The organism is Thioclava sp. NG1 (assembly GCF_003122275.1).
Lineage (GTDB): Bacteria > Pseudomonadota > Alphaproteobacteria > Rhodobacterales > Rhodobacteraceae > Thioclava > Thioclava nitratireducens.
In genome coordinates this window covers 378,367-401,226 of the sequence record NZ_QFBB01000004.1, presented here as the reverse complement: position 1 = coordinate 401,226, position 22,860 = coordinate 378,367, and the positions used below count along the sequence as shown (strand labels likewise).

The following is a 22,860-nucleotide window of genomic DNA, read 5'->3' as shown; positions in this document are numbered from 1 at the left end:
GATTACTCCGTGGCATAGGGCGGCAAGCGATGCTTGCCGGGGAAATTGGGAAGCGCGCGCATCAGGCGCGTGCGCAGCTCGGTCCAGAACGAGCCGAGCGCGGTGAGAAAGAGGCCGATCAGGATCAGCGTGATCCACCAGCTGCGCGGATCGGTGGCATTGCCGAAGGCATAGAAGCTGAGAAAGATCATGTAGCCGATCCCGGCCGTGAAGAAGGAGCGCCGGTCGATGATCAGCGCCAACGCGGCGAACACAGCCAGCGTGGCGAGCAGCAGCACATAGCCCGTCCCCGGCCCCATCTTGTAGAAGGTCAGCGCGAGCGTGTTGACCAGCGCGGGGGCTGCCAGAACGTGCAGCCAGAAGCCCGAGGCCGATTGCCGACCCAGCCGATGCGGGTCGCGCATGTCGAACCAGATGCCACCTGCGAGCGCCAAGAGCCCGAAGACCAGCATCGCCAGCGACAGCGCCGAGCCGTTGGACAGATCGAACAGGTCGACCGTTTTTGAGATCGGCGCCTCGGGGTCGAAGCCCTTCGCGAAGGACAGAAGCAGGCCCAGCCCGCAAAGCCCCACGAGGAACATCGAGAACGGCACCCGGTAGCGCAGGAACCACGCGATCAGCGCCACGGCGGTCGCGACCAGTGCGAGATCGAAGTTCGGGTCTTGGGTGACAAAGCGCATCCCGAGGATTGGAATCCCGAGGAAGCTCGCCAGAACTGCCCCGCCCAGCGTGAGCGTCAGCAGGATCGAGGGCAGCACCATCCGGCGCTTGCGGGTGAAATATTCCCCCAGCAACGCAATCAACGGGATCAGCATCGCGTAACCCAGCTTGCCGCCCGCGAAGAGGAGGAAGCCGAACGACCCGAAGATCAGGATGCCGAGGCCGACGGTCACGAAGATTTCGGCAAAGCCTTTGAACAGCTCGAAGGGTTCGTCCTCGGCGGGAAGGGCCGCGCGACCGGCGAGGCGGTTGCTCGCCAGCGCCATCACCGAGGCGGCCTGCGCCTCGCTGATATGGCCAGCCGCGACCGCCGCACGCAGATCGTCGCGCGTCAGCTCAGCCACCGATGCTCTCCACCGTCAGGTTGCCATTGGTGTAGACGCAAATGTCCGACGCGATCTCCATCGCCTTGCGGGCCACCGCCTCGGCGTCGAGATCGGTTTCCATCAGCCCACGGGCCGCGGCGAGGGCGAAGTTGCCGCCCGAGCCGATCGCGGCGATGCCGTGTTCCGGTTCCAGCACGTCACCCGCGCCGGTCAGGACGTAAAGATCCTTGCCATCGGTCACGATCAGCATCGCTTCGAGATTGCGCAGATATTTGTCCGTGCGCCAATCCTTCGCGAGTTCAACGCAGCCGCGCATCAGTTGACCGGGCGAAGCCTCGAGCTTCTTCTCGAGCCGCTCCAGCAGGGTGAACGCATCCGCGGTCGAGCCTGCGAAGCCCGCGACGATGTCGTGACCGCCGGGGCTCAGGCGGCGCACCTTGCGCGCCGAGCCCTTGATGACGGTCTGGCCAAGGCTGACCTGCCCGTCGCCCGCGACCACCACTTTACCACCCTTGCGGATGCCGATGATCGTCGTGCCGTGCCAGCCCGGGAATTTCTCTTCGGCCATGTTAGTCCTCCGTTTGCGCCAAAGATATGTAACCCGCAGGCCGGGGCTGCAACCCCGCTTGCCGGTGCGGGAGCCTGCGGCTAGCGTCACCGCATGAGCGCGCAGCACCTTTCGATCTATCTCGATGACTGGATTCTGGAGCAGGTCCGGGCTGGCGAACACAATTTCTTCAAGCGGCTGATCGGGGCGGTGGAGGCGGCGGATTGGACCGTCAGCCTGCATCGGACCGGCCCCGAGGCGCGCGCGGCGGCCCCCGCGCGCGAGGGCTATGCGCTCTACCGGATGGAGCCGCCGACCCATGCGCGGGCGCTGACCTGCCGACGGACCTATGCGGGGGCGTTCTGGCATGTCGAGGCGGAGGCGGAGCGGTGGGATTGGCCGGTCGCTCAGGCGGCGTTCGATGCCGATGAGGTGGATGGAGACGCCGCCGCGCAATTCTTCTTTTCCACGCGAAACAGGCTCTATCCCGGCGCAAAACCGTCCGATAAGGAGGATCTGGCCTTCATTCCGCTGCAAGGGCGACTGCTGGACCACCGCTCGTTCCAGTCGGTGAGCCCGGTGCAGATGATCGAGGAGGTGCTGGCCCGTCATTCCGGCCCGGTCGTGGCCACGCTGCACCCGAACGAGGATTACACAGCGCGCGAAATCGAGGCGCTGGAGGCGATCGCGGCCCGTCACCCACGCTTTCGCTTCGAGTCCGGCGGTTCCCCCGAACTGCTCCGGCGCTGCCGCTTCGTCGCCACGCAAAACAGCGCGCTCGCGCTGGAGGGGTTCTTCCTGCGCAAACCGGCGATCCTGTTCGGCCTGTCGGATTTCCACCACATCGCCGGATCGGTGCCGCGCGACGGGATCGAGGCGGCCTTCGAGAAACTGCGCGAGACGCCGCCGGTGGCGCGATACCTCTACTGGTTCCTGCAACTCCAATCGCTCAACGCAGGCCGCCCCGAATTCGAGGACCGCCTGCGCGCAAGGCTGCGCCATTTCGGCTGGCCGATATGAAAAAAGGCGCCCGAGGGCGCCCTTTTCCGTCAAACCTGATCCGCAGATCAGATCGATTCGTTGATCCAGCTTTGCAGCGCCGCTTTCGGGGCTGCGCCGATCTTGTTCGAGACGACCTCGCCATCCTTGAACAGGAACAGGGCGGGGATGCCGCGCACGCCCAGCGTCGCCGGGCTGTCGGGGTTCTCGTCGACGTTCACTTTCACGACCTTGATCTTGCCGGACATTTCCTCGGCAATCTCTTCGAGCGACGGGCCGATCATGCGGCAGGGGCCGCACCATTCAGCCCAGAAATCCACCACGACGGGAACGTCGGACTTACGCACTTCCTGATCGAAAGTGGCGTCGGTAACAGCAACGGTAGCCATGTCAGCCTCCTGAATATTGGGTCGGCAAGGAAGGTAAGTTCCGCCCCCGGCGGCGTCAAGATACAGTGGGCGTGCGCAAGCTCCCGTCTAGCTGTGCATCTGCGAGCGGCATGATCGTTCCGTCCTGAGTCCACAGGATCGCGCAGGTAATCGTGCGTCCGGGGTGAATCTGGCGCAGTGCCGCGCGATAGGCGGCCATCTGTCGCACGATCCCTTCGGGCACCTGATCGGGCGACGGGGGGACGATGCGGTTGGATTTGTAATCGAGAATGTGAACCCCTTCGGCATCAATCCGCAGACGGTCGATGAAGCCATGAATCCGCTGGCCGCCGAATTCCTCCAGCGCGGCGGTGATCTCGACCTCCGCCAGACAGTCCGGCCCCAGCCAGGCCGCCATGCCTGGCGCTTCGAGAACGCGGGTCGCTTCGGCCAAAACAGGCTCTATTTCACCCGGAAGCAGCGCATCCTCGCCCTCGGACAGCAAGAGTTCGGCAAGGTCTTCCCACTGGTCGCGCGGCCGTTCCGGCAGATGTTCGAGAAGCCGGTGCAGGTTGCGCCCGTGACGCAGCGCCTCGTCTTCGTCCATCGTCTCGCCATCACTGAACAGAGCCTTGGCTCCGCCCAGATCGGAGGGCGAAAGCGGGCGCGGCGGGGGCTCGATGGCAGCTGCCGGCTTGAGGCTCCATGCGGGTAGATCCAGTCGCGTGACCTCCTCCGCGGCTGCTGGCGCCGCAGCGTTTTCGGGCCATGTGCCGGTCGCGTGGCGAGGAAACTCGCCCAGTTCTTGCAGCGGTTTGGAAAGGCCCGTGACGTCCTCGGTCCCGGCAGCTTCGAGGCCCGATTTCATCCGGCTATACCAGGTCTCGTCGCCCTCGCCGACCTCGCCCGCTGCGGCCACGATCAGCCATTTCTCCGCCCGCGTCATCGCGACGTAGAGAAGTCGCTGCGCCTCTTCCGCGCGGGCGGTCGTCTCTTTTCCTGCGGCGGAAAGCTGGGCCTCTGGCGCGTCCGGCGCTGGCTGCCGCAGCCCCGCGACACCATTGTCCAGACGCAGGATTTTAGGCGGATTAGGCTCTTTTTTCTTCGCCGTATCGGGCAATACCACGATCGGCGCCTCGAGCCCTTTCGAGCCGTGGACCGTCATCACCCGGATCGCGCGCCCTGCCCCGTCTAGCTGCCGCTTCACCTGCACGTCGTCCGCATCGAGCCAGCCGAGGAAGCCGGTCAGGCTCGGCACTTCATTGCGCTCGAACGCCAGAGCCTGCGAGATCAGCTCGTCGATCCCGTCCTCCGCCTCGGGGCCAAGCCGCGCCAGAAGCCGCTCGCGCCCGCCATGCCGGGTCAGCAAGCGCTCTATCAGCTCGAATGGCCGCAGGAAATCCGAGTGATCGCGCAGATCTTTCAGCATCTCCTGCGTATCGGGCCGCATCTCGCCACGGCGGAGCGCCTCCCAGAGATAGCCCTTCCGGGGCTGCGCGAGTTGGTAAAGCTCCTGCTCGGACCAGTTCAGCAGCGGCGAGCGCAACGCCTCCGCCAGCGACAGATCGTCCTCCGGCGTCGCGAGGAAGCTCAGTAGCGAGCGGATGTCACGCACCGCAAGCTCCGCACCGAGCTTCAGGCGATCCGCCCCCGCCACCGCGAGCCCGATCGACTTGCAGGCGCGAATGATCTCGGAAAACAGTTCCGAGCGGCGCCGCACGAGGATCAGAAAATCGCCCTCATGCACCGGGCGGGCGCCGCCGGGCGCCTCTTGATCCGGGATTTGCACACCTTGAGCGATCATCGCGGAAATCTCGGCGGCGATCATGCGCGACAGCTGCGAAATCGCAGATTCCGCGCTGGTCAGATCGACAGGACTCTCCCAGTCGTCCTCGTCATCGGTCTTTACCGACTCGATCGCGGGCCACAGATCGACGCGGCCCGGAAGCGCCTCGTGGAAGGCGATATGCGAGGGCGCCCCGCCCAGGCCTTCCTCGGCCCCGCGTGCGAAAGCGAGGTCCACGGAACGCAGCACGGCGGCGGACGATCGGAAGGAATGCTCCAGCTCCAGCGGAGAAAGCGCGCGACCGATATCCGCAAATTTTCGGGCGAAATGGGCCCGCATTTCCTCGAATTGCTGAAGATCGGCCCCCTGGAAGGAATAGATCGATTGCTTGCGGTCGCCCACCACGAACAGCGTGCGCTCGCCCTTATGCGCGCCTTCGCCGGAGGTGAATTCCTCGGCGATCCGCTCGATCACCCGCCACTGTCGGGGGCTGGTATCCTGCGCCTCGTCGACAAGGATATGGTCAATCCCGCCATCGAGGCGGAACAGCACCCATTGCGCCACCGACGGCTCATCCAGGAGCGACGCCGCGCGGTCGATCAGATCGTCGAAATCGAGCCAGCCGCGCGCGGCCTTATAGGCGTCGAGCCGCGGCAGGAAAACCTGCGCGAACCGGTGCAACGCATGGGCGCGTTTCGCCGCGACGAAGGCGAGACGGCGGGGGCGGTTCTCGGAGACGCGCTCGGAAAGATCGGACAGCGCCGCCATCGTGCCGTCGCCCAGCGCCTTGGCGAGCGCCTTGGTGGCGACCTTGTCGAGCTTGGGCTGATAGGGCGGGCCCTCCTTCGGTTTCTTGACGCAAAGCACGTCTTCCAGCGCCTGCACAGCGTCCAGATCGCGGGTACGCGCCGCCGCCAACCCCGCGCCGACGCGCTGATCGTTCTTTGAACTCGCGAGGAACGCGGGCGCGACGTCGCGGATCATCTTCAGATCGCCGTCGTCGAAGACCTCAGAGAGCAGCGCCTCTTCGGTCATATCCCGCGGCAGATCGTAGGCTTCCAGCAGATCGGGCAAGCCCAGATCGCCTGCAAAACCGACCCTATTCCGGCTTATATCGGCTGCGAGGGTGATCAGGTCCTCACCGGAATAGACGCCGAGCAACGCATCGAGCCGGTCGCAATCCGGGCCGGTCGCGATCTCCTCGAGGATATCCTCGCGCATCAATTCCCCGGCGCGGTCGTCCATCTCCGAGAATCCGGGCGAGACTTTCGCCTCGAGCGGGAAGCGGCGCAGCAGCCCCGCGCAGAAGGCGTGGATCGTCTGGATCTTCAGGCCGCCCGGCGTCTCGATCGCCTTGGCGAACAGCCGTCGCGCTTTCGCCAGATCCTCGGCAGAGAGCGCCTCGTCGGCACCCAGCGCCCGCAGCTTCTCGCGCAGCTTCGCCTCGTCCATCATCGCCCAGCCGCCCAGCAAACCGAGCAGACGGTTCTGCATCTCCGCCGCGGCGGCCTTGGTGTAGGTCAGGCACAGGATGCGTTGAGGCTCTGTTCCGGCCAAAAGCATGCGCGCGACGCGGTCGGTCAGCACCTTGGTCTTGCCCGAGCCCGCATTCGCGGCAAGCCAGACCGAGCTGTCCGGTTGCGACGCCTGATGCTGTCTTAGGCTGGCCGGATGGGTCATGACACATCCTCCCCCTCGGCCTCATCGGTGACATCCCATTCCCCGAAACGCGAGACCTGATCGTAATCGGAGCGCGCCCGGGCCTTCTGCGGAGCGCGCCGCGCGGTGAAGCCCTGCGTCGGCTCGAAATAGCGCGCGATCAGCTTGCGGAATTTCTCCCAGCTCTCCTCGGGCGTCTCGCTGCGATCCCCGGATTTGCCCTTGATCTGCGTGGTGGCGCCGTCGCCGCCCAGCCGCACATAGGACATGCCCGCGACCTCGCGCGGTCCGATCGCCTCGAAGGCCCCGCGCCCGACCATCGCCGCCTCCAGAAGCATCTGTTTGTTGAAGGCCATCACCTCTCGCTCGGAAGGTGGCGTGCCGGTTTTGTAGTCGTAGATCCACGCGCGCCCGTCCTCGAGAATGTCGATCCGGTCGGGCTTCGCGGTCAGAGTGAAAATCGGCTTTTGCAGTGAAACAGAGCCTTTTTTCTCTATCACCATGGGCGCGCCGTGCGCGCGCCGCTCGGCCTCGGCCCGGCAAAATGTCTCTGCGATTCCCCGGACCCTTGCGAGCCAGATGCGCTGCGCACTGGGCCACGGAATGTCCCGGGTCATCACCTCCTCGGCGATCTCCATCAGACGCGCCTGCGCCGCTTCGATCGTGGCCGCCTCGTCATAGGTCTTCACGAAGGTTTCGACGATCTGGTGCAGCACCTGTCCCCGCAGCAAGGCATCGGGCTCGGGGCGCAGCGGATCGAGCACTCGCAGCTTCAGGATGCGCTTCGCGTAAATGTCGTAGGGGTCGCGGATCAGGGTCTCGATCGCGGTGACAGGCAACTCGCGCGGGCGCACGTCGACCGGCGGACGTGGCGACGGGCGTTTGGCAGGCTGCAGCGTGATCCGCGGCGTCTCGAGCGCGTCCGCCAGGTCGAGCCAGCGCTTGCCGCGCCCGCGCATCTCGGCCAGCGCCTCGGTGCCGCCTTGATCGGGCAGGCCGTCGACTAGGTTCAAAAGTCGGTTGAGCCAGCGTGACGGGATCGTCTGCGCCTCCGCATCCCGCGCGCATCTCGACAGGATTACTTGCGGCCCGGCGACCGCTTGCTGGAAGTCGTGCGCGGACAGGCCGACCTGCCGTTCGGGCAGTAATAGACCCGATTCCAGCCGCATTTGACGGCTGAACCAAGGATCGGGCGCGGGGGCTTCGGGCCAGCTTCCCTCGTTCAACCCGCCACAGATCACCAGCTCGGCGCCCTGCGCGCGTGCTTCCAGCGTCCCCCAGATCGCGATCAGCGGATGCGCCGCGAGGGTCTGGCGCACGAGCCCGCTCTGAAGGTGCCGGTTGACAAGATCGGCGTAATCGAGCGCCCCGAGATGCCCGCCGAAGCCGGACTGGCTGCGCAGGTCTTCCATCAACCGGCGCGCCTCGCGCCCTGCGGCCTCGCGCCACAGCTCGCTGGTCTCGGTCGCGGCACTCGGGCCGGCCGCGATCCGTTCGGCGAGACGGAAATGCTGCTCCACATGATCAGACAGCGCGGCCGCAGAAGGTGCGGCGAAATCCTCGAGAATATCGCAGAGCCAATGCGCCCAGGATTCCCGTGAGTTGGGGTCTTTTTCTGCCCATTTCGTGAGACTGTCCCGATCCGGGAAAGCGGGCCCGTAGCGGCGCAGGCGAAGCTCCAGTTCGCGCGTGTTGCGCAAGTGCGGCCCGCGTTCCGCATCACCGGTCGCGGTCAACGGATGTTTCAGCAGCGCGATCAGATCGGCGATCCCGACGGGACGCGCCCGCATCGCCGCGACCTGACGCAGGAAGCGCCCCGCCGCTGTCTGCTGCAGTGGCTGACCCGCACTGTCGTCGGGCACCAGGCCCCATCTGTCGAGCGCCGCCGCCACGCGGCGCGCCAGAAGACGGTCCGGCGTGATCAGGGCCGAACTGACACCACGCTCGACCGCATCTCGCAAGGCCAGCGCGATCGCCAGCGCCTCATGGCGCGGATCGCGCGCTTCGATCAGGGACAGGCCCTTGCAGGCTGGAACGAGCGGCCCCAGCCCGGCGCCCTCGCGCCGCCATTGGTCGGTAACCGGCGCCGGTCGCAGCGCCAGCGAAAGGAGGCGATTGCGGTCCGGGTCCGGCGCGAAGATCTCGTCCCAATCGACGACGTCCTCCGCCGAGAGCCCGAGCTTGTCGAGCAAGCTGCGATAGCGGAACTGCGGGTGGTCCTCGAGCGGAAATGGGCCGGAATAGAGACTATCCCACGCCGCCTGCGTCATGTCGCGGTCGAAGCCGGGGAGCACGATCGACCCGTTTTCCAACCGCGCGACCGCCTGCATGAAGAGCGAGGTCGCCCCGTGCGAACCGGTCGATCCCGCGACGATTACGGGATCGGCAGGCGGGCTTTCGCGCCAACGCTCGATTACTGCCTCGACGACCATCCGTTGACGGCTCTCGCGGTCCAGTTCGACTTCGTTGTCGAAATAGCGCGCAATGATCCGGATGAAGCGTAGGCTCTCCTGCCAGTGCCGGGCATGGGTCTCGGTCAGTTCGAGCTGATCGAGATCGTCGATATGGACGCCCTCGCTCTTCATCTCTGCGAGGAGAGAATAGAGGCTCTCGGCCAGCGCGAACTGGCTCGCGCCGGCTTCGAATTCAGGCATGGCGCGGGTGAGTTGCTCGACGAACTGGGCCAGTTCCAACTTGCGGCGCAGCGGGGGCACGGGCAGCGGCAGACCCGCGAGCGGATCTGCCCCGAGATCGCTCACCAATAGCAGCCGCGGCAGGTAGAGCGCGCCGCTTTCGAGGAAGACCTCCCGCACACGGCGGCGCATCCGTCCGGAGTTCAGATAGAGCGTGACACGCGCCAGTGCCTCGGGCGGCTTGTCGGCGAAGCGCGCTCGTAGGCCCGCTACCAGCGCACGGGGGAAATCGACGCCGGGCGGGAGGGCGTAGACGGAGGCAGCGCCGTCACTCATCGAGCATCGCCTCGGCCAGCGGAATAGACTCGGGTCGTCCGACATCGCACCACCCCCCGTCATGCACGAGCCCGAAGACACGCCCCGCCGCGATCATCTCATCCCAAAGGAGGTTCAGCGAGAATTTCTGCTCGGAGATCGACCCTATTCCAGCAGGATTCAGCATCTGCGCGCCGGTATAGACATAGCCCGGCCCGCGTCTCAGCCGGCCGGTTTCATCCATTGCGAAATCGCCCGCACCCGCATGGCCGCGGGCATTCTCTGGCCGCACCAGCATCAGAAGCGCCGACATGTCCTCTGGTTGCCAGGCTTCGCGCAGCCGGGCCACGGGGTTCTCGCCGGTCCAGACCGCATCTGTATTTAACGTCATCACCGGCCCTTCGCCCAGCAGCGGCAGCGCCTTGCGCAGCCCGCCGCCGGTTTCCAGAATCTCGTCGCGCTCATCCGAGATCGCGACGTCCTGACCGGCCAGATGCGCGATCACCTGATCAGCAAGGTAATGGACATTGGCCACGAGCCGCCGCGCCCCGCCTGCCCGCGCAAGGTCGAGCGCGTGATCGATCAAGGGACGCCCCGCGACTTCGACCATCGGTTTCGGCCGGTTTTGCGTCAGCGCGCCCATGCGCGTGCCGAAACCGGCGGCGAAGAGCATCAAGGCGTCTGGCTGGTCGGGCATTTTCGTCTCAAATCAGCAATCAAATTCGGGTCGGGCGCAGGATAGGCGGCGTGGAAGAGCTCTGACAGCTCCGCAAGAGCCGGACTGGAAAGGTTACGCGAGATATAGTCGTAGACGCGCGGCATAAACTCAAGATATTGCGGCTTTCCATCCCAGACACAAAGCCGCGCAAAAATTCCAAGAATGCGCATGGCACGTTGAAGACCGAGCAGCCGGTAGGCGAGGTGGAACGCGCCAGTGTCGGCCTCGGTCAGCGCGCAGTAGTGGGCAATCTCGGCTTCCTCGACCTGCGGGCTCACATCGCGGCGCGCGTCCTGCAACGCGGAGACCAGATCATAGGCGGGATGGGCGCGCAGCGCGTCCTGATAGTCGAGAAGACCGAGGCGACGCAGGCCCGGACGATCCAGCAGAATGATGTTCTCCGCATGGAAATCTCGCAGGCACAAAACCGGCTTCCACGCTGGAATAGTGTCGAATTTCCGAGTGATCGCCTGTTGCAGCCTATCCGCGGCGGCGCGGTCGGTGCAGGGATAGAACTCCGGCACCAGATCCAGCAGTTCGGCTAGTGCCGACCCGCCCAGCAGCGGCAGGTCTGCGGGCGGCGCGTGGTGGCGCAATTCGGCGAGGAATTCTGTGATCAGGGCATAGAGCGCGGCCTCATCCTCGGGTGTCGCATCAAGGTGACGGGCCGCGAGCGCGTCGCCGAAATCTTCGAGCAACAGCAGGCCCGCCGCATCGTCGCGCGCGAGCACCCGCGGAGTTGAAAACCCCGCCTCCGAAAGCCAATCACCGATCCGGGTGAAGCGCGCGATCTCGGAGCCGTTCGGGGCCCTCATCAGCACGGCGCGATCTGCGCCGCGGGTCAGGCGTTCGTAGCTGCGGGCGGAGGCATCTCCGGCGAGCGGGCTGCGCGCGGCCTCCCGCCATCCGGCGGCGGCGAGGAAGCTATGAACCTTGGCTTCGTCAGCCATTCCATGCCTCCAGAACTTCCTGCGCGAGAGGCGTAACAGTCTCGAAACAGACCCTTCGCGCCGCGCCGTCTTCGGTTTGCTCGAAGCGCAGCCGAAGCGCCCCTTTCGGAGCCGCCGAGCCCAGCCGGTCGGGCCATTCGATCAGGCAGATCGCGCTGTCGAACGCCGCATCCAGCCCGAGTTCGAGAACTTCGTCGGGGTCGGTGAGCCGATAGAGGTCAGCATGCCAGATTTCGCAATCGGCCTCGTAGGTCTGCACCAGCGTGAAGGTCGGCGAGGGCACGTCTTCGGCCACGCCGAGCCGCGTCTGGATCAAAGCCCGCGCGAAATGGGTTTTGCCGGCGCCGATCTGGCCATCGAGGAGCAGCACATCGCCCGGCACGGCGAATTCGGCAAACAGCGCGCCAAGCCGCTCTGTCGCCTCGGGATCAGGGAGATCGAGACAGGGCATTTCGGTTGAAACGGGGGCGTGCGTCGGCGCGGGCATGGGTTGCTTCTAGCGCGCGCATCGCCCTTTTGCCAAGCGGCTAGCCTTACTGAGCGATGATGGCCTCGGCCTTACGTGGCGGCGGCGTGTCGGAAGTCTCGGCAACAGCGAAACGCAGCAGGAACGCCCCGCCCGAGAGCGTCTCGAGTCGGCAGGTTACCCGCCGACCGTCGAGCAACGTAATCTCTTCGGTCAGGTTCTCGCGTGCGCCGATTTCGCGCGCGAGGTTTTGCAGCCACGACCAGAAAGCGCTGGGTTCGGCGCAGGCCTGCCATTGCTTTACAGCATCGAGTAACGTCACCCGGCCCAACGTCGCATCGGGATCGACGCCCCAGAGCGCTCCATAGGCAGCATTCGATATCGCCAATTCGCCGGAAGGACGGAACACCGCGATCGCGTCCCCGATCCTGTCCAAGATTTCCTGAGACATTTCGATTTCACCGCGAAACTGCCGGGTTAGGGACGCTTCCGAGGAGATGTCTTCGAACAGGAACGCCACCGCCCCGTCCGGATGCGGGCGTCCGGTGACGCGATAGGTCTGCCCGCCCGGCAGGTTCCATGTTTCGGCGTGGAACCCCGAGGCGGCCGCCCGCTCCAGCTCGGTCATTTCCTGCCGCCAGCTTCGGTAGTCCTTCGGCTCGGGTACCATTTTGGTCTCGCGCAGCCTGTCAAGAAATGCGTAGAGCGTAGGGCGCGTGGCGAGGAATTCCGGGCCAAGCTGAAGCAGGTCGCTCAGTGCGGGATTGAACAGCCTCAGCTGGCGGTCCCGGTCGAAAATGGCGAGCCCGGTCGGGAGATCGGCAAAGGTCTTGGTCAGGGTCTGGACGAAATCACGCAGCGCCTGCTCGGCCCGGACGGCAGCCTCGGCGGGGAGCGCGAAATGGAGCGTACCACCTTCGAGCACAACGGAATGACAGTCGAACCAGGTCGCGACATCCGAAGCGCCTGGCGCGGGCGAGGTCAGCTCGAGCCGGTGGGGCCCGCCGCCGCTGAACGCGTCCGGCGGCAGCGTGAACAGCTTCGGCAGCGGCCAGCCGAACCCCTCTTCATCCGCGTCGAAGGCGCCTGCGCGCAGGAGGTAGGCTCTGTTCGCCCAGGTCAGCTCGCCATTTTTCTCGATCCGCCAGATCAGAACGGGGGAACGGTCGAGCGTGGCGCGCATCATCTCCAACTCGTCCTCCATCGCCCGGAGCGAGAGGTTGTCGACGCGCTGGCCCTGCCCTTCGCCCTCCGGATCGATGAGGGTGATCCGCGCGAGGCCGCGCAGGTTTTCAGCAGTCAGGCGCAGCCGCGGTTTCTCGCCGCGGGTCGCGGTTTCTGTCATCTCGAGCCGCGCGAACTCGGAGAGCCGCGCGATCCGGGACTGAAACTCCGGAAACCGCGGCGCGGCGAAGGCGGTGAAACGGGCCCAATCGGTCACCCCGACGGGCATCGTTTCCAGCAAGCGCCGCGCCGGCGGTGTCGCATCCACAAGCGCCTCATCATCGAACAGCAAGGCCACCTCCTCGACGTCCTCCCGCGCGGCGGGGGTGAGCTTGCGCCTGGGCCCGCGCCCCACGGCAATCCATGTCAGCAGCAATCCGACCAAAGCCGCGCCCACCGAGGTAAGCGCGATCATCGCCGCCTCGAGCCATGCAGTCCTCATATCCTTCGGCCTTTCAAACCTGTCGCGAGGTCGAAAGTGCGGGAGAATCGTTAAGCCGACGTTAACTCGCGTCGAGCATGCAGGCGTCGATGGCGATCAGACCGCGATCGGTTGGTTCAAGCCAAGCCCTGCCTCGTCCCGTGCCAGAAGGCGGGTAGCGGGCCAGACGACCTCCACAACCGCGCCGGAGCGCACAGGCGCTGCGGCGCGGGGCGCAAAGGGTACGTCCCCGTTGGAAAAGGTGAGCCGCCCGCCGGTCCTCTCGATCAGGGTCTTCGCGATGAACACGCCAAGCCCCATCCCCTCGTAACCTTTGCGTTCCGCCGCGTTTGCCCGCGGTTGCAGGAAGGGATCGCCGATCCGGTTGAGCACGCTCGCTGGATAGCCTTTGCCGTCGTCACTGATCCGCACGGTGATCTCTTCGTCATCCCATTCCGCCTCGACCCAGACGGTGGATTGGGCAAAATCGACGGCGTTCTGGATGAAATTGCGCAGCGCGTGGATCAGTTCGGGATAGCGGTAGATCGTCGGCTGACGCTCCAGCCCCTCGACAATCGGATGGGCGTCGAAATGAATTTCGATCCCGCGCTCCATATGCGGGTCAGCCGCTTCGCGCAGAACGGCGACGATCGGCGCACTGCGCATATGCAGATCGTCCTTGCCGATCCGACCCATGGAATGGAGGATGTCGCGGCACCGATTGGCCTGCTCGCGGATCAGGAGCGCGTCGTCGCGCAAATCGGGGCTGTCTTCGAGCTCGTCGGCCAGCTCCGAACTCACCAGCTTGATCGTCGCAAGCGGCGTGCCCAACTCATGCGCGGCGGCCGCGACTACGCCGCCGAGATCGGTCAGCTTCTGCTCGCGCGCCAAGGCGAGCTGCGTCGCGCGGAGCGCATCGCCCATGGAGCGCACTTCGCTCGCCACCTTATGGGCATAGGCCCCGAGGAAGGCGACGCCGATGATGATCGAAAGCCAGTAGCCGAATTCGAACACGTCCGGCACCGCGATCACCTCGCCGGTCTTGCTGACCAAAGGTAGGTAGACCACGGCGACGATCGAGATCATCACCATTGTCGCAAGGCCGAGAAGGATCGTGGCCGATCTCTCCAGTGCGGTCGCCGCTATGGTGACGGGCACCAGAATGAGCAACGCGAAGGGGTTGTTCATCCCGCCAGTAATCGACAGCAGCAGCGCGAGCTGCGCCATGTCGAACATGAGCGTCGCCGCCGCTTCGGGCTGGGTGAGGCGCTTGGTGTCGGGAAACAGGAAAATCGCCACGAGATTGGCCGCGATCGCTGCCGCCACCGTGGCGAGGCACAGCGCCAGATCCAACGCGATATCATAAACGAAATAGGCCACGAAAATCGCGCCAAGCTGTCCCACGATCGCGGTCCAGCGCAGGAAGATCAGCGTCCGGAGGCGCACCCAGTCGTGGTGAATCTCGGCCGGGCCGGGTTGGGCCTCGAGGCGTTGAGCCATGTCGTCTCCCGCGTCCAAAGCGCACATCGCCGGAATTGGCGGCATGAAAGCATTGATAATCGCCGCCCGCCGCGCGATCAATGCAGCCGTGAGAGGAGTGACAATATGAACCGTATTGCGAAAATTTCCGCCATCGGCGCTTCGGCGATCGTGGTCATCGGCCTTGGCGTTACCTGGTTCGCGGCGACCCGCAGCCAGGACGACGATATTTTCGCGCAATGCCGCCAGAGTGTCGTCGCAGGCGGCGCGGGCGAGATTGGCGGTCCTTTCACGCTGACCGACGAGAACGGTAAGGAGGTGACCGATGCGGATGTCATCACCGAGCCGAGCATTCTCTATTTTGGCTATACCTACTGCCCCGATGTCTGCCCGCTCGATAGCGCACGCAACGCCGAGGCCGTGAGCCTCCTCGAAAAGCGCGGATATTCGGTGACGCCGGTCTTCATCTCGGTCGATTCCGCGCGCGACACGCCGGAGCTTATCAAGGAATTCACCGATTTCATGCATCCGAAAATGATCGGACTGACCGGCACGCCGGAGCAGATCAAGAAGGTCTCGCAGGAATATCGTACCTATTTCAAAGTGCAGGATCCGAACGACCCCTACACGCTGATCGACCACTCGACACAGAGCTACCTGGTCTTCCCCGATTCCGGTTTCGCGGAATACTACAACCGCGACACCACGCCGGAGCAGATGGCCGACAGCGTCGCCTGTTTCGTCGACGCATGGAAAAAGGCCAATCCCGACGGCGCAGCCGGAAATTGACCGAGTAGGCGCGCGCGTCTAAAACCAATCAAACGTTAAACTCGACGACAGGGAGTTACGATAATGGCTGAAGACATCAGCGCGGATATCGGTCCGGACAAATCGCTTCTGATCGTCGATGATGATGTGCCGTTTCTCACGCGGCTGGCGCGCGCGATGGAGAAGCGCGGCTTCGAGACCCAGACGGCCGAAACCGTGGCTGCAGGCCGCGCCATCGTGCAATCGAACCCGCCCGCCTATGCGGTGATCGACCTGCGGCTCGAGGACGGAAATGGGCTCGATGTGGTCGAGGCGCTTCGTGAAAAGCGTGCCGATGCCCGAATCGTGGTTCTGACCGGATACGGGGCGATTGCGACCGCTGTGGCCGCCGTGAAAATGGGGGCGACCGATTATATCGCGAAGCCTGCCGATGCCACTGACGTCACGAATGCGCTATTGGCGAAAGGCGAAGTCGCCCCGCCGCCGCCGGAAAACCCGATGAGCGCGGATCGCGTGCGTTGGGAACATATTCAACGTGTGTACGAACTTTGCGACCGGAATGTCTCGGAAACCGCGCGCCGTTTGAATATGCACCGCCGGACCCTTCAGCGGATTTTGGCCAAACGGAGCCCCCGCTGACGTTTTGGTCAGGTTGTTAATTAATTTACGTTTCTATTTAATGCTTCGGAATATGCAATTCGGAGAATTAAAATGAATCTAGATGATATGTCCCTCGACGAGCTCAAGGCTCTTCGCAAGCAAGTCGACAAGGCGATCTCCAGCTACGAGGATCGCAAGAAGAAAGAAGCGATCGATCAGCTTGAGCGCGCGGCCCGCGATATGGGCTATTCGTTGGCGGAATTGACTGGTTCGGGCTCGGCCAAGCCGCGCCGCACCGTGCCGCCGAAATACGCCAATCCCGACAATCCCAGCGAAACCTGGACCGGCCGTGGCCGCAAGCCGCGTTGGGTGCAAGCCGCTCTCGATAATGGAAAATCGCTCGATGATCTGAAGATCTGAGTCTCGAGTTGGATACCTTTATGCAAGGCCTGCCGAAATGGCAGGCTTTTCGCATTACAGCTCTGCCAGAAGCGCTTCGTGGCGTGCGGTATAATCAGCGCGCACTTCCGACGGTGGCCGCAGGTGTATTTTAAAGGTCTCGGCATATTCGGGCGCGAGTTTGCCGAAAACCTTGTCGGATTCCACCTTGGAAAATCCGGCGATCTGTTCGGCCTCCAACCGCGCCGAAACGATATCCGCCTTTTTGATCGCGCGTTTGATTCGCACGGGAAGCGCCGCGGGTAGACCAAACCGTATATGCACCGCCGCAATCAGACGATTATCGAGCGCGCCGTAGCCTTCGCCGATGGCCGCTTTCACCGGGCTGATCATATCGCCCAGTACATATTCCGGCGCGTCGTGCAAAAGCGCCGCCAATTTCCATTTCGCCGCGATCTTAGGATTCTGGTGGCAGAAAATCTGCTCCACCAGCAGCGAATGCTCGGCCACCGAATAGGGCCAGTCACCGAAGGTCTGCCCGTTCCAGCGGGCCACGAAAGCCAGACCATGCGCGATATCCTCGATCTCGATATCGACGGGCGTCGGGTCCAGCAGGTCGAGCCGGCGTCCCGAGAGCATCCTTTGCCAAGCGCGTTTCATGTGATCACCGTATAGTCGTCGGGAGAGCGCGCGAGATAGCGCGCCATCTTGTTTCCGTTGATGAGACTGATGAGACGCCGAACGAGCATTTTCTTCATCAGCTTGCTGCCCGGCCAAAGCGTGGCTGTAGCGTCTCGGGTCGCGCTTTACACGGGTTCGTCGGGCCGATGTCATCCGCAAAAATCTGCGGGAGCATCTGCCGCACATACATGCCCGAACCGCGTCCGCGATCCGTCGAAAAGCCCGCGAATATCGGCTCCGGATCGAAACTGCACGGCCGCAGACCCAACGCCTCGGGCGAATCCGGAAGCGTGACCGGCTCGGCGCTCACGATGCAGATGTCGAAATCCCGATCCGGATGGAGCGCGGCAATCTGGGCGGCCGCATGCGCCGCATAAGGCGGGTAAGCGTCGTCGCAGCAAAACGCGATCGCATTGCGGTGCTGCGCCGGTTTCGAGCAGGCCAGATCGATCTCCATTCGCTCCTCTCATGCAGCGGGTATCTGTGACTAGCCAAAGCCAATCCGGCTGTAAACGTCACAGAAAGAGGAACATTTCCGCGCATGGCGAGTTCTCGGGTTGACACGGAGAGAAAAAGGGGACGCGAAAATGCAAACCTCGAAAACCACGTTTCTTACCGCCGGGATCGCCATCATTTCGATCCCCGCGACCATCGCCATCGCCGCCGTGCGCAGCGACGAGGCTGTGACGCCTGCCCAGCATCCCCAAGCGGCGCGGCAGGTCATGCTCGACGGCTACGAGGGCAACGGGCGCCCGATGGAGGATATCCCCTCCGAAATTCCCTATGGCGATCTGTCGGCCTTCGACGACGTCACCGCGATCGGCGAGGCACAAAGCCCCAACCAACCATATTGCGACAAGCGCGCGAAGCTGGTGGATTCCCTCAATCACGATTTCGCGGAGAAGCCCGCGATGACGAAACAGCTCGGCGATCACCGCAAGGTCGAGCTTTACGCGTCGAGCCTCATGGGCACCTGGACTGCGGTCTATACCCGCGCCGACAACGTCTCCTGCATCGTATCCTCGGGCACCGACTGGAAGCGTGGCAAGAACCCGGTAGCGCTTCTGCATCGCGAAGGGATTCTTCCCGCCACCTGATCGTGATCGGCCTTCATTGCCGCTTTACGGTCCCGGTGCTACATAGCTCCCAAATTCAGATTGGGAGCCGCGCATGGCCGATTACGTAATCAAGGATATCGCTCTGGCCGAATATGGCCGCAAGGAGCTCGACATCGCCGAAACCGAAATGCCGGGCCTGATGGCCTGCCGCGCAGAATTCGGCGAGAGCAAACCGCTGAAAGGCGCGCGCATCGCGGGGTCGCTGCACATGACGGTGCAGACCGCGGTGCTGATCGAAACACTGAAGGCGCTTGGCGCCGATGTGCGTTGGGCCTCGTGCAACATCTTCTCGACGCAGGATCACGCGGCCGCGGCTATTGCTGCGGGCGGCACGCCTGTCTTCGCGATCAAGGGCGAGACGCTCGCGGAATACTGGTCCTATACCGACCAGATTTTCCAGTTCGAGGAAGGCACCTGCAACATGATCCTCGACGACGGCGGGGATGCGACGCTCTACATCCTGCTCGGCGCGCGGGTCGAGAACGGTGAGACCGACCTGATCGAAGTGCCCACCTCGGAAGAGGAAGAGGCGCTGTTCGCTCAGATCAAGAAGCGCATGAAGGAAAGCCCCGGCTGGTTCACCAAGCAGCGCGACGCGATCAAGGGCGTCTCGGAAGAGACCACGACCGGCGTGCATCGCCTTTATGATCTGCACAAGAAGGGACTGCTGCCCTTCCCGGCAATCAACGTGAACGACTCGGTCACCAAGTCGAAGTTCGACAACAAATACGGCTGCAAAGAGAGCCTCGTTGACGGCATCCGCCGCGCGACCGACGTGATGATGGCCGGCAAGGTCGCCGTCGTCTGCGGTTACGGCGATGTGGGCAAAGGCTCCGCCGCTTCGCTGCGCGGTGCAGGTGCTCGTGTGAAGGTCACCGAGGTCGATCCGATCTGCGCGCTGCAAGCTGCGATGGACGGGTTCGAGGTCGTCGTGCTGGAAGACGTGGTCGGCAGCGCCGACATCTTCATCACCACCACCGGCAACAAGGACGTCATTCGGATCGAGCATATGCGCGAGATGAAGGACATGGCGATCGTCGGCAATATCGGCCATTTCGACAATGAAATTCAGGTCGCGAACCTGAAGAACCACAAATGGACGAACGTCAAAGAGCAAGTGGACATGATCGAGATGCCCTCGGGCTCGCGCATCATCCTGCTGTCGGAAGGCCGCCTGCTGAACTTGGGCAACGCCACCGGCCACCCGAGCTTCGTGATGTCGGCGTCGTTCACCAATCAGGTGCTGGCGCAGATCGAGCTGTGGACCAAGGGCGATGACTACGCGCCGGGCGTCTACATCCTGCCCAAGCACCTCGATGAAAAGGTCGCCCGCCTGCATCTGGACCGCATCGGCGTGAAGCTGACCCAGCTCAAGCCCGATCAGGCGGAATATATCGGCGTCACGGTCGAAGGCCCCTTCAAGCCCGAGCATTACCGCTACTGACCGGATCACATCGCGATTTCGAAGGCCGCGCGGCAAGGCGCGGCCTTTTTACGTGCAACGCGGGCGATGATCGGTTTTCCTTGGGACAGGAGGAGAGCGATGACACCCGAAGACCTTGCCGCGCGTTTCAAACCGCAGTTGGAAGCGGAGCTGGCAGAGCTGCGCACCGCCTCGCAGGACACCGCGCAGACCCGCAAGCCCGTCGAGCTGGACCAGCAAAGCGTCGGTCGGCTGTCGCGCATGGACGCGTTGCAGAATCAGGCGATGGCCAATGCGGTCGACGGTCGCCGCAAACATCGGATCACAGCGATAGAGGCCGCGCTCCAGCGTATCGAAGAGGACGAATTCGGCTATTGCGACAGCTGCGGCGAGCCGATCCCCGAGAAGCGCCTCGAACTCGACCCGACCTTCACACAATGCGTTTCCTGTCGCGGCGGAGGCTGAGGCGCGACAGGTCCGGGATTTACACTTTGTAATTTCCCTATCTGGGCTTAACCTGCGCCTGCCTTCATTTCTGGGCAAAGCAACCTGATAGGTGGGACAGATGGGTAAAAGAGACGAGCTGATTGAGAAATACGCCGAGGATCTGAAATCCAAATGCGGCATGGCCCCTGACATGGAGCTTCTGACCAAGGTGACGATCGGCTGCGGCCCCTCGATCTACGATGCGGATGCATCGACCGTCGCGGCCACGGACAAGGGGGAGCTGGAAACCGTGAAGGACAACTTCCTCGTCAAGAAACTCGGCCTCTCCGACGGCCCCGAACTGATGGATGCGATCGACAGCGTGATCGAGACCTACGGCCGGTCCGAGCGCAACAAGTATCGCGCCGTGATCTATTACATGCTCACCAAGCATTTCGGCAAAGAGAGCGTGTACGCCTGATCGCGACAGCCTCGCGTAGAATGTGACGCCCCGCGGCCCGGCCTGTCCGGGCCGTTCGCCTTAGCGGATCAGCGCCTTGATCCCCGCGACATGCGCAGCCCGCGCACCCAGCGCATCGGCAGCGAGCGTCGCGACCGTTTCGTCCAGCGTCTCGCGCGGCACGATCCGGTCGATCAACCCCCAGCTCAAGGCCTCTTCGGCCTCGATCTTCTGCCCCGCCATCAGGATCATCTTGGCCCGCGCGGGCCCGACCAAAGCGACCATGCGCGCCGGGTCCGAGGGCTGCGGCAGGAAGCCGAGCTTCATCACCGGGTAGAAGAATTTCGCGCCCGGGACGGCGATGCGCAGATCGCAAGCGAGCGCCATGCCCATCGCGCCCCCGGCCAAAGTGCCGTTCAGCGCCGCGATCGTCAGGCAGGGCAGCGAAGCGATCGCGCCGGAAAGCCGTTCCCAAACCGGGTCGGTCGCGAGCGTTCCCGTCTTCGCCTCTGCCAGATCGGCCCCGGCGGAGAACACCTTGCCGGTCCCGGTCAGCACGAAAGCCCGCGCCTCCTCGCGCCCCGCGCGCTCGGCCAGATCGGCGATCTCGCCCAACATCGCGCCGGTCAGCGAGTTGGCTTTTTCAGGACGGTCGATGGTCACGCGCCACAGCCCGTTCTCGATCTCGTGGCGGATCATTCCCAGCCTCCTCACAACTCCCGTGAAACCCCTCTAGCAGCCCCGCGAAGGCTTGACCATCGGCCTGACCCAAAGGAGGATGGCCGCGACTTGGTTCTCAGTGGAAAGGTACCCTCTTATGGCATGGCTCAAAACCGTCGGTTCCGGCGCCGTCGTGGTTTCGCTGCTGTCCACCACGGCCTCTTTCGCGGATGTAACCGCGGAGCAGGTCTGGCAGGCGTGGCAATCCGAATACCAGACCTACGGCTACGAGGTGATGGTCGGCGGTCAGAACCGAGAGGGCGACACGCTCATCGTCTCCGACGTGAAGATGGTGCGCAATGTCGACAATATGAGCCTCACGCTCGACGTGCCCGAACTGAAGCTGCGCGACCGCGGCGACGGCACGGTGGAGACCATTTTCCCCGAGAAGATGACCGGTGACATGACCGGAAAGCCGGGCACCGACACTTCGGACGTCGCCATGAAGATGACGATGACCCAGACCGACAGCAAGATCATCGTTTCCGGGTCGCCGGGCGATCTGACCTACGATATCGACGCGCCGAAACTGACCGTGGATCTCGACCAGACCGTCTCCGCCGAGGGGCAGGATGTTCCGATCAAGATGTATCTTGCGCTGAAGGACACCAAGGGCAATTACCACGTCGTCGACGGCGATATGCATTCGGTCGACTCGAAGATGGCGATCGGCACGCTCGACCTTACCGCCTCCGGGGCCGATCCCGAGGGCAGCGGCACGTTCAACATGAACGGCCAGATGAACGATCTCTCCTACGAGGGGAGTTTCGCGATGCCCAAGGACGTCTCCTCCGAAAAGCTCGACGAAGCGCTCAATGCCGGTGCAAACCTCGATCTGTCGATGACCTATGCCAGCTCGAACTGGGCGACCACCGCCGACGGACCCAACGGCAAGGTCGATCAGAAGACCACCGACGAGGGCGGGAAATTCGACGTCACGATGTCGAAGGACGGTCTGTCCTTCGGCGGTCAGAGCAACAACGGCCACATCGAGATCGCCACGCCCGACCTGCCTTTCCCGATCACCGCGGATATCCAGTCGGCGGACATGACATTCGCGATGCCGGTCGCAAAAGCGGATACGGCGCAGGACTACAAGGCGAAGCTCGGCTTCAACGGCGTCTCGGTCTCCGACAACATTTGGGCGATGTTCGATCCGAACGGCGATCTGCCGCATGACCCGGCGACGCTGCAGGTCGATCTCTCGGGCAAGATTAAGCTCACCGAGGATCTGTTCAGCCCCGCCGCCGCCGCGATGGACTCGCCCCCGATGGAGGTCCAGACCGTCGACATCAACAACATCAAGCTGTCGATGGTCGGCGCCGATCTGAACGGCAAGGGCGCGCTGGAGCTGAAGAATGGCGGGCCGATGCCGATGCCCACGGGCAAGATCGATCTGACGCTGACCGGGGCGAACGCGCTGATGGACAAGCTGGTCTCGATGGGCCTCGTGCCGCAGGATCAGATCATGTTCGGGCGGATGATGCTGGGCCTCTACGCCAAGCCCACGGGCGACGACGCCTACGCGTCGCAGGTCGAGTTCAAGGATGGCGGGGAAATCCTCGTCAACGGCCAACGCGTCCAGTAAACACTGAAACCCACGGCGCGAAGCCGTCCGGATCTCCGGGCGGCTTCGCGTTTTTCTCACGAGGTG

22 protein-coding genes are annotated in these 22,860 nt (G+C 63.9%); 9 read left to right on the top strand and 13 right to left on the bottom strand.

The genetic code is table 11. The features are described 5' to 3' along the window. Positions 1-2: 2 nt before the first annotated feature. Entirely contained in the window at positions 3-1,064 is a 1,062-nt protein-coding gene (locus DEM26_RS10260) for a hypothetical protein (RefSeq protein ID WP_088719989.1), read from the bottom strand. Beyond that, positions 1,057-1,614 carry an ATP-dependent protease subunit HslV gene (gene hslV / locus DEM26_RS10255; protein ID WP_075776671.1) on the bottom strand — a complete coding sequence of 186 codons (558 nt, stop codon included), beginning with the start codon at positions 1,612-1,614 and terminating at the stop codon, positions 1,057-1,059. The genes DEM26_RS10260 and hslV overlap by 8 nt, the downstream gene beginning before the upstream one ends. A 93-nt stretch (positions 1,615-1,707) precedes the next feature. On the opposite strand from hslV, the gene DEM26_RS10250 reads away from it, so the two are divergent. Next, complete coding sequence (locus DEM26_RS10250; RefSeq protein ID WP_109172329.1) at positions 1,708-2,613, top strand: hypothetical protein; 906 nt, start codon at positions 1,708-1,710, stop codon at positions 2,611-2,613. A 47-nt stretch (positions 2,614-2,660) separates the two neighbouring features. On the opposite strand, the gene trxA is transcribed toward DEM26_RS10250, so the two are convergent. The 8 genes from trxA to regB form a co-directional block, all read right to left on the bottom strand. Next, the gene (gene trxA / locus DEM26_RS10245) at positions 2,661-2,981 is read right to left on the bottom strand and encodes a thioredoxin (RefSeq protein ID WP_075776673.1); all 321 of its coding nucleotides are present in this window, start codon (positions 2,979-2,981) and stop codon (positions 2,661-2,663) included. A 55-nt stretch (positions 2,982-3,036) separates the two neighbouring features. Further along, entirely contained in the window at positions 3,037-6,426 is a 3,390-nt protein-coding gene (addA, locus tag DEM26_RS10240) for a double-strand break repair helicase AddA (protein WP_109172328.1), read from the bottom strand. Then, positions 6,423-9,374: a double-strand break repair protein AddB gene (gene addB / locus DEM26_RS10235; RefSeq protein WP_109172327.1), complete on the bottom strand. Its 2,952-nt coding sequence runs from the start codon at positions 9,372-9,374 to the stop codon at positions 6,423-6,425. Before addB ends, addA begins: the two co-directional genes overlap by 4 nt. Next, positions 9,367-10,050 (bottom strand): nucleotidyltransferase family protein, encoded by a 684-nt coding sequence (locus DEM26_RS10230; protein ID WP_075776676.1) that lies wholly within the window; start codon positions 10,048-10,050, stop codon positions 9,367-9,369. The genes addB and DEM26_RS10230 overlap by 8 nt, the downstream gene beginning before the upstream one ends. Continuing rightward, positions 10,026-11,021 (bottom strand): aminoglycoside phosphotransferase family protein, encoded by a 996-nt coding sequence (locus DEM26_RS10225; RefSeq protein ID WP_109172326.1) that lies wholly within the window; start codon positions 11,019-11,021, stop codon positions 10,026-10,028. The genes DEM26_RS10230 and DEM26_RS10225 overlap by 25 nt, the downstream gene beginning before the upstream one ends. Next, positions 11,014-11,508, bottom strand: a complete 495-nt coding sequence (tsaE, locus tag DEM26_RS10220; protein WP_077701059.1) for a tRNA (adenosine(37)-N6)-threonylcarbamoyltransferase complex ATPase subunit type 1 TsaE — start codon at positions 11,506-11,508, stop codon at positions 11,014-11,016. The genes DEM26_RS10225 and tsaE overlap by 8 nt, the downstream gene beginning before the upstream one ends. A gap of 46 nt (positions 11,509-11,554) precedes the next feature. Next, positions 11,555-13,153, bottom strand: coding sequence for a PAS-domain containing protein (locus DEM26_RS10215; protein ID WP_109172325.1), 1,599 nt, complete (start codon positions 13,151-13,153; stop codon positions 11,555-11,557). Positions 13,154-13,249: 96 nt separating this feature from the next. Then, a complete protein-coding gene (regB, locus tag DEM26_RS10210; protein ID WP_088719983.1) occupies positions 13,250-14,632 on the bottom strand; it encodes a sensor histidine kinase RegB in 1,383 nt (460 codons plus the stop codon). A 105-nt stretch (positions 14,633-14,737) separates the two neighbouring features. On the opposite strand from regB, the gene DEM26_RS10205 reads away from it, so the two are divergent. The 3 genes from DEM26_RS10205 to DEM26_RS10195 all read left to right on the top strand — a co-directional run bounded on the left by DEM26_RS10205 (position 14,738) and on the right by DEM26_RS10195 (position 16,399). Next, positions 14,738-15,400, top strand: a complete 663-nt coding sequence (locus DEM26_RS10205) for an SCO family protein (RefSeq protein ID WP_088719982.1) — start codon at positions 14,738-14,740, stop codon at positions 15,398-15,400. A gap of 63 nt (positions 15,401-15,463) precedes the next feature. Beyond that, on the top strand, positions 15,464-16,018 hold the full coding sequence (locus DEM26_RS10200; protein WP_075776681.1) for an ActR/PrrA/RegA family redox response regulator transcription factor: 555 nt from the start codon (positions 15,464-15,466) through the stop codon (positions 16,016-16,018). A gap of 66 nt (positions 16,019-16,084) precedes the next feature. After that, positions 16,085-16,399, top strand: a complete 315-nt coding sequence (locus tag DEM26_RS10195; protein ID WP_075776682.1) for an H-NS histone family protein — start codon at positions 16,085-16,087, stop codon at positions 16,397-16,399. A gap of 54 nt (positions 16,400-16,453) precedes the next feature. On the opposite strand, the gene DEM26_RS10190 is transcribed toward DEM26_RS10195, so the two are convergent. After that, entirely contained in the window at positions 16,454-17,038 is a 585-nt protein-coding gene (locus DEM26_RS10190) for a hypothetical protein (protein ID WP_109172324.1), read from the bottom strand. A gap of 97 nt (positions 17,039-17,135) precedes the next feature. Beyond that, positions 17,136-17,516 (bottom strand): hypothetical protein, encoded by a 381-nt coding sequence (locus tag DEM26_RS10185; RefSeq protein ID WP_109172323.1) that lies wholly within the window; start codon positions 17,514-17,516, stop codon positions 17,136-17,138. A 130-nt stretch (positions 17,517-17,646) separates the two neighbouring features. On the opposite strand from DEM26_RS10185, the gene DEM26_RS10180 reads away from it, so the two are divergent. The 4 genes from DEM26_RS10180 (at position 17,647) to DEM26_RS10165 (ending at position 20,507) form a co-directional block, all read left to right on the top strand. Next, positions 17,647-18,156: a hypothetical protein gene (locus DEM26_RS10180; protein WP_075776685.1), complete on the top strand. Its 510-nt coding sequence runs from the start codon at positions 17,647-17,649 to the stop codon at positions 18,154-18,156. 73 nt (positions 18,157-18,229) lie between these two features. Then, positions 18,230-19,621, top strand: coding sequence for an adenosylhomocysteinase (ahcY, locus tag DEM26_RS10175; RefSeq protein WP_109172322.1), 1,392 nt, complete (start codon positions 18,230-18,232; stop codon positions 19,619-19,621). Between the two features lie 99 nt (positions 19,622-19,720). After that, positions 19,721-20,065 carry a TraR/DksA family transcriptional regulator gene (locus DEM26_RS10170; protein ID WP_075776687.1) on the top strand — a complete coding sequence of 115 codons (345 nt, stop codon included), beginning with the start codon at positions 19,721-19,723 and terminating at the stop codon, positions 20,063-20,065. 100 nt (positions 20,066-20,165) lie between these two features. Then, positions 20,166-20,507, top strand: a complete 342-nt coding sequence (locus DEM26_RS10165) for a DUF2853 family protein (RefSeq protein ID WP_075776688.1) — start codon at positions 20,166-20,168, stop codon at positions 20,505-20,507. 60 nt (positions 20,508-20,567) lie between these two features. On the opposite strand, the gene DEM26_RS10160 is transcribed toward DEM26_RS10165, so the two are convergent. Continuing rightward, positions 20,568-21,185 carry an enoyl-CoA hydratase/isomerase family protein gene (locus DEM26_RS10160; protein ID WP_088719978.1) on the bottom strand — a complete coding sequence of 206 codons (618 nt, stop codon included), beginning with the start codon at positions 21,183-21,185 and terminating at the stop codon, positions 20,568-20,570. Between the two features lie 118 nt (positions 21,186-21,303). Here DEM26_RS10160 and DEM26_RS10155 point away from each other — a divergent pair, with 118 nt between their 5' ends. Beyond that, positions 21,304-22,794, top strand: coding sequence for a DUF2125 domain-containing protein (locus DEM26_RS10155; protein WP_158275110.1), 1,491 nt, complete (start codon positions 21,304-21,306; stop codon positions 22,792-22,794). Positions 22,795-22,860: the final 66 nt, after the last annotated feature.

Coding starts and splice junctions, on each gene's coding strand:
- DEM26_RS10250 (WP_109172329.1), top strand. CDS start 1,708: ATGAGCGCGCAGCACCTTTCGATCTATCTCGATGACTGGATTCTGGAG.
- DEM26_RS10200 (WP_075776681.1), top strand. CDS start 15,464: ATGGCTGAAGACATCAGCGCGGATATCGGTCCGGACAAATCGCTTCTG.
- ahcY (WP_109172322.1), top strand. CDS start 18,230: ATGGCCGATTACGTAATCAAGGATATCGCTCTGGCCGAATATGGCCGC.
- DEM26_RS10215 (WP_109172325.1), bottom strand. CDS start 13,153: ATGAGGACTGCATGGCTCGAGGCGGCGATGATCGCGCTTACCTCGGTG.
- trxA (WP_075776673.1), bottom strand. CDS start 2,981: ATGGCTACCGTTGCTGTTACCGACGCCACTTTCGATCAGGAAGTGCGT.
- DEM26_RS10190 (WP_109172324.1), bottom strand. CDS start 17,038: ATGAAACGCGCTTGGCAAAGGATGCTCTCGGGACGCCGGCTCGACCTG.
- regB (WP_088719983.1), bottom strand. CDS start 14,632: ATGGCTCAACGCCTCGAGGCCCAACCCGGCCCGGCCGAGATTCACCAC.
- DEM26_RS10180 (WP_075776685.1), top strand. CDS start 17,647: ATGCAAACCTCGAAAACCACGTTTCTTACCGCCGGGATCGCCATCATT.
- DEM26_RS10205 (WP_088719982.1), top strand. CDS start 14,738: ATGAACCGTATTGCGAAAATTTCCGCCATCGGCGCTTCGGCGATCGTG.
- DEM26_RS10225 (WP_109172326.1), bottom strand. CDS start 11,021: ATGGCTGACGAAGCCAAGGTTCATAGCTTCCTCGCCGCCGCCGGATGG.
- DEM26_RS10230 (WP_075776676.1), bottom strand. CDS start 10,050: ATGCCCGACCAGCCAGACGCCTTGATGCTCTTCGCCGCCGGTTTCGGC.
- DEM26_RS10160 (WP_088719978.1), bottom strand. CDS start 21,185: ATGATCCGCCACGAGATCGAGAACGGGCTGTGGCGCGTGACCATCGAC.
- DEM26_RS10155 (WP_158275110.1), top strand. CDS start 21,304: ATGGCATGGCTCAAAACCGTCGGTTCCGGCGCCGTCGTGGTTTCGCTG.
- DEM26_RS10185 (WP_109172323.1), bottom strand. CDS start 17,516: ATGGAGATCGATCTGGCCTGCTCGAAACCGGCGCAGCACCGCAATGCG.
- DEM26_RS10170 (WP_075776687.1), top strand. CDS start 19,721: ATGACACCCGAAGACCTTGCCGCGCGTTTCAAACCGCAGTTGGAAGCG.
- hslV (WP_075776671.1), bottom strand. CDS start 1,614: ATGGCCGAAGAGAAATTCCCGGGCTGGCACGGCACGACGATCATCGGC.
- DEM26_RS10165 (WP_075776688.1), top strand. CDS start 20,166: ATGGGTAAAAGAGACGAGCTGATTGAGAAATACGCCGAGGATCTGAAA.
- addB (WP_109172327.1), bottom strand. CDS start 9,374: ATGAGTGACGGCGCTGCCTCCGTCTACGCCCTCCCGCCCGGCGTCGAT.
- tsaE (WP_077701059.1), bottom strand. CDS start 11,508: ATGCCCGCGCCGACGCACGCCCCCGTTTCAACCGAAATGCCCTGTCTC.
- addA (WP_109172328.1), bottom strand. CDS start 6,426: ATGACCCATCCGGCCAGCCTAAGACAGCATCAGGCGTCGCAACCGGAC.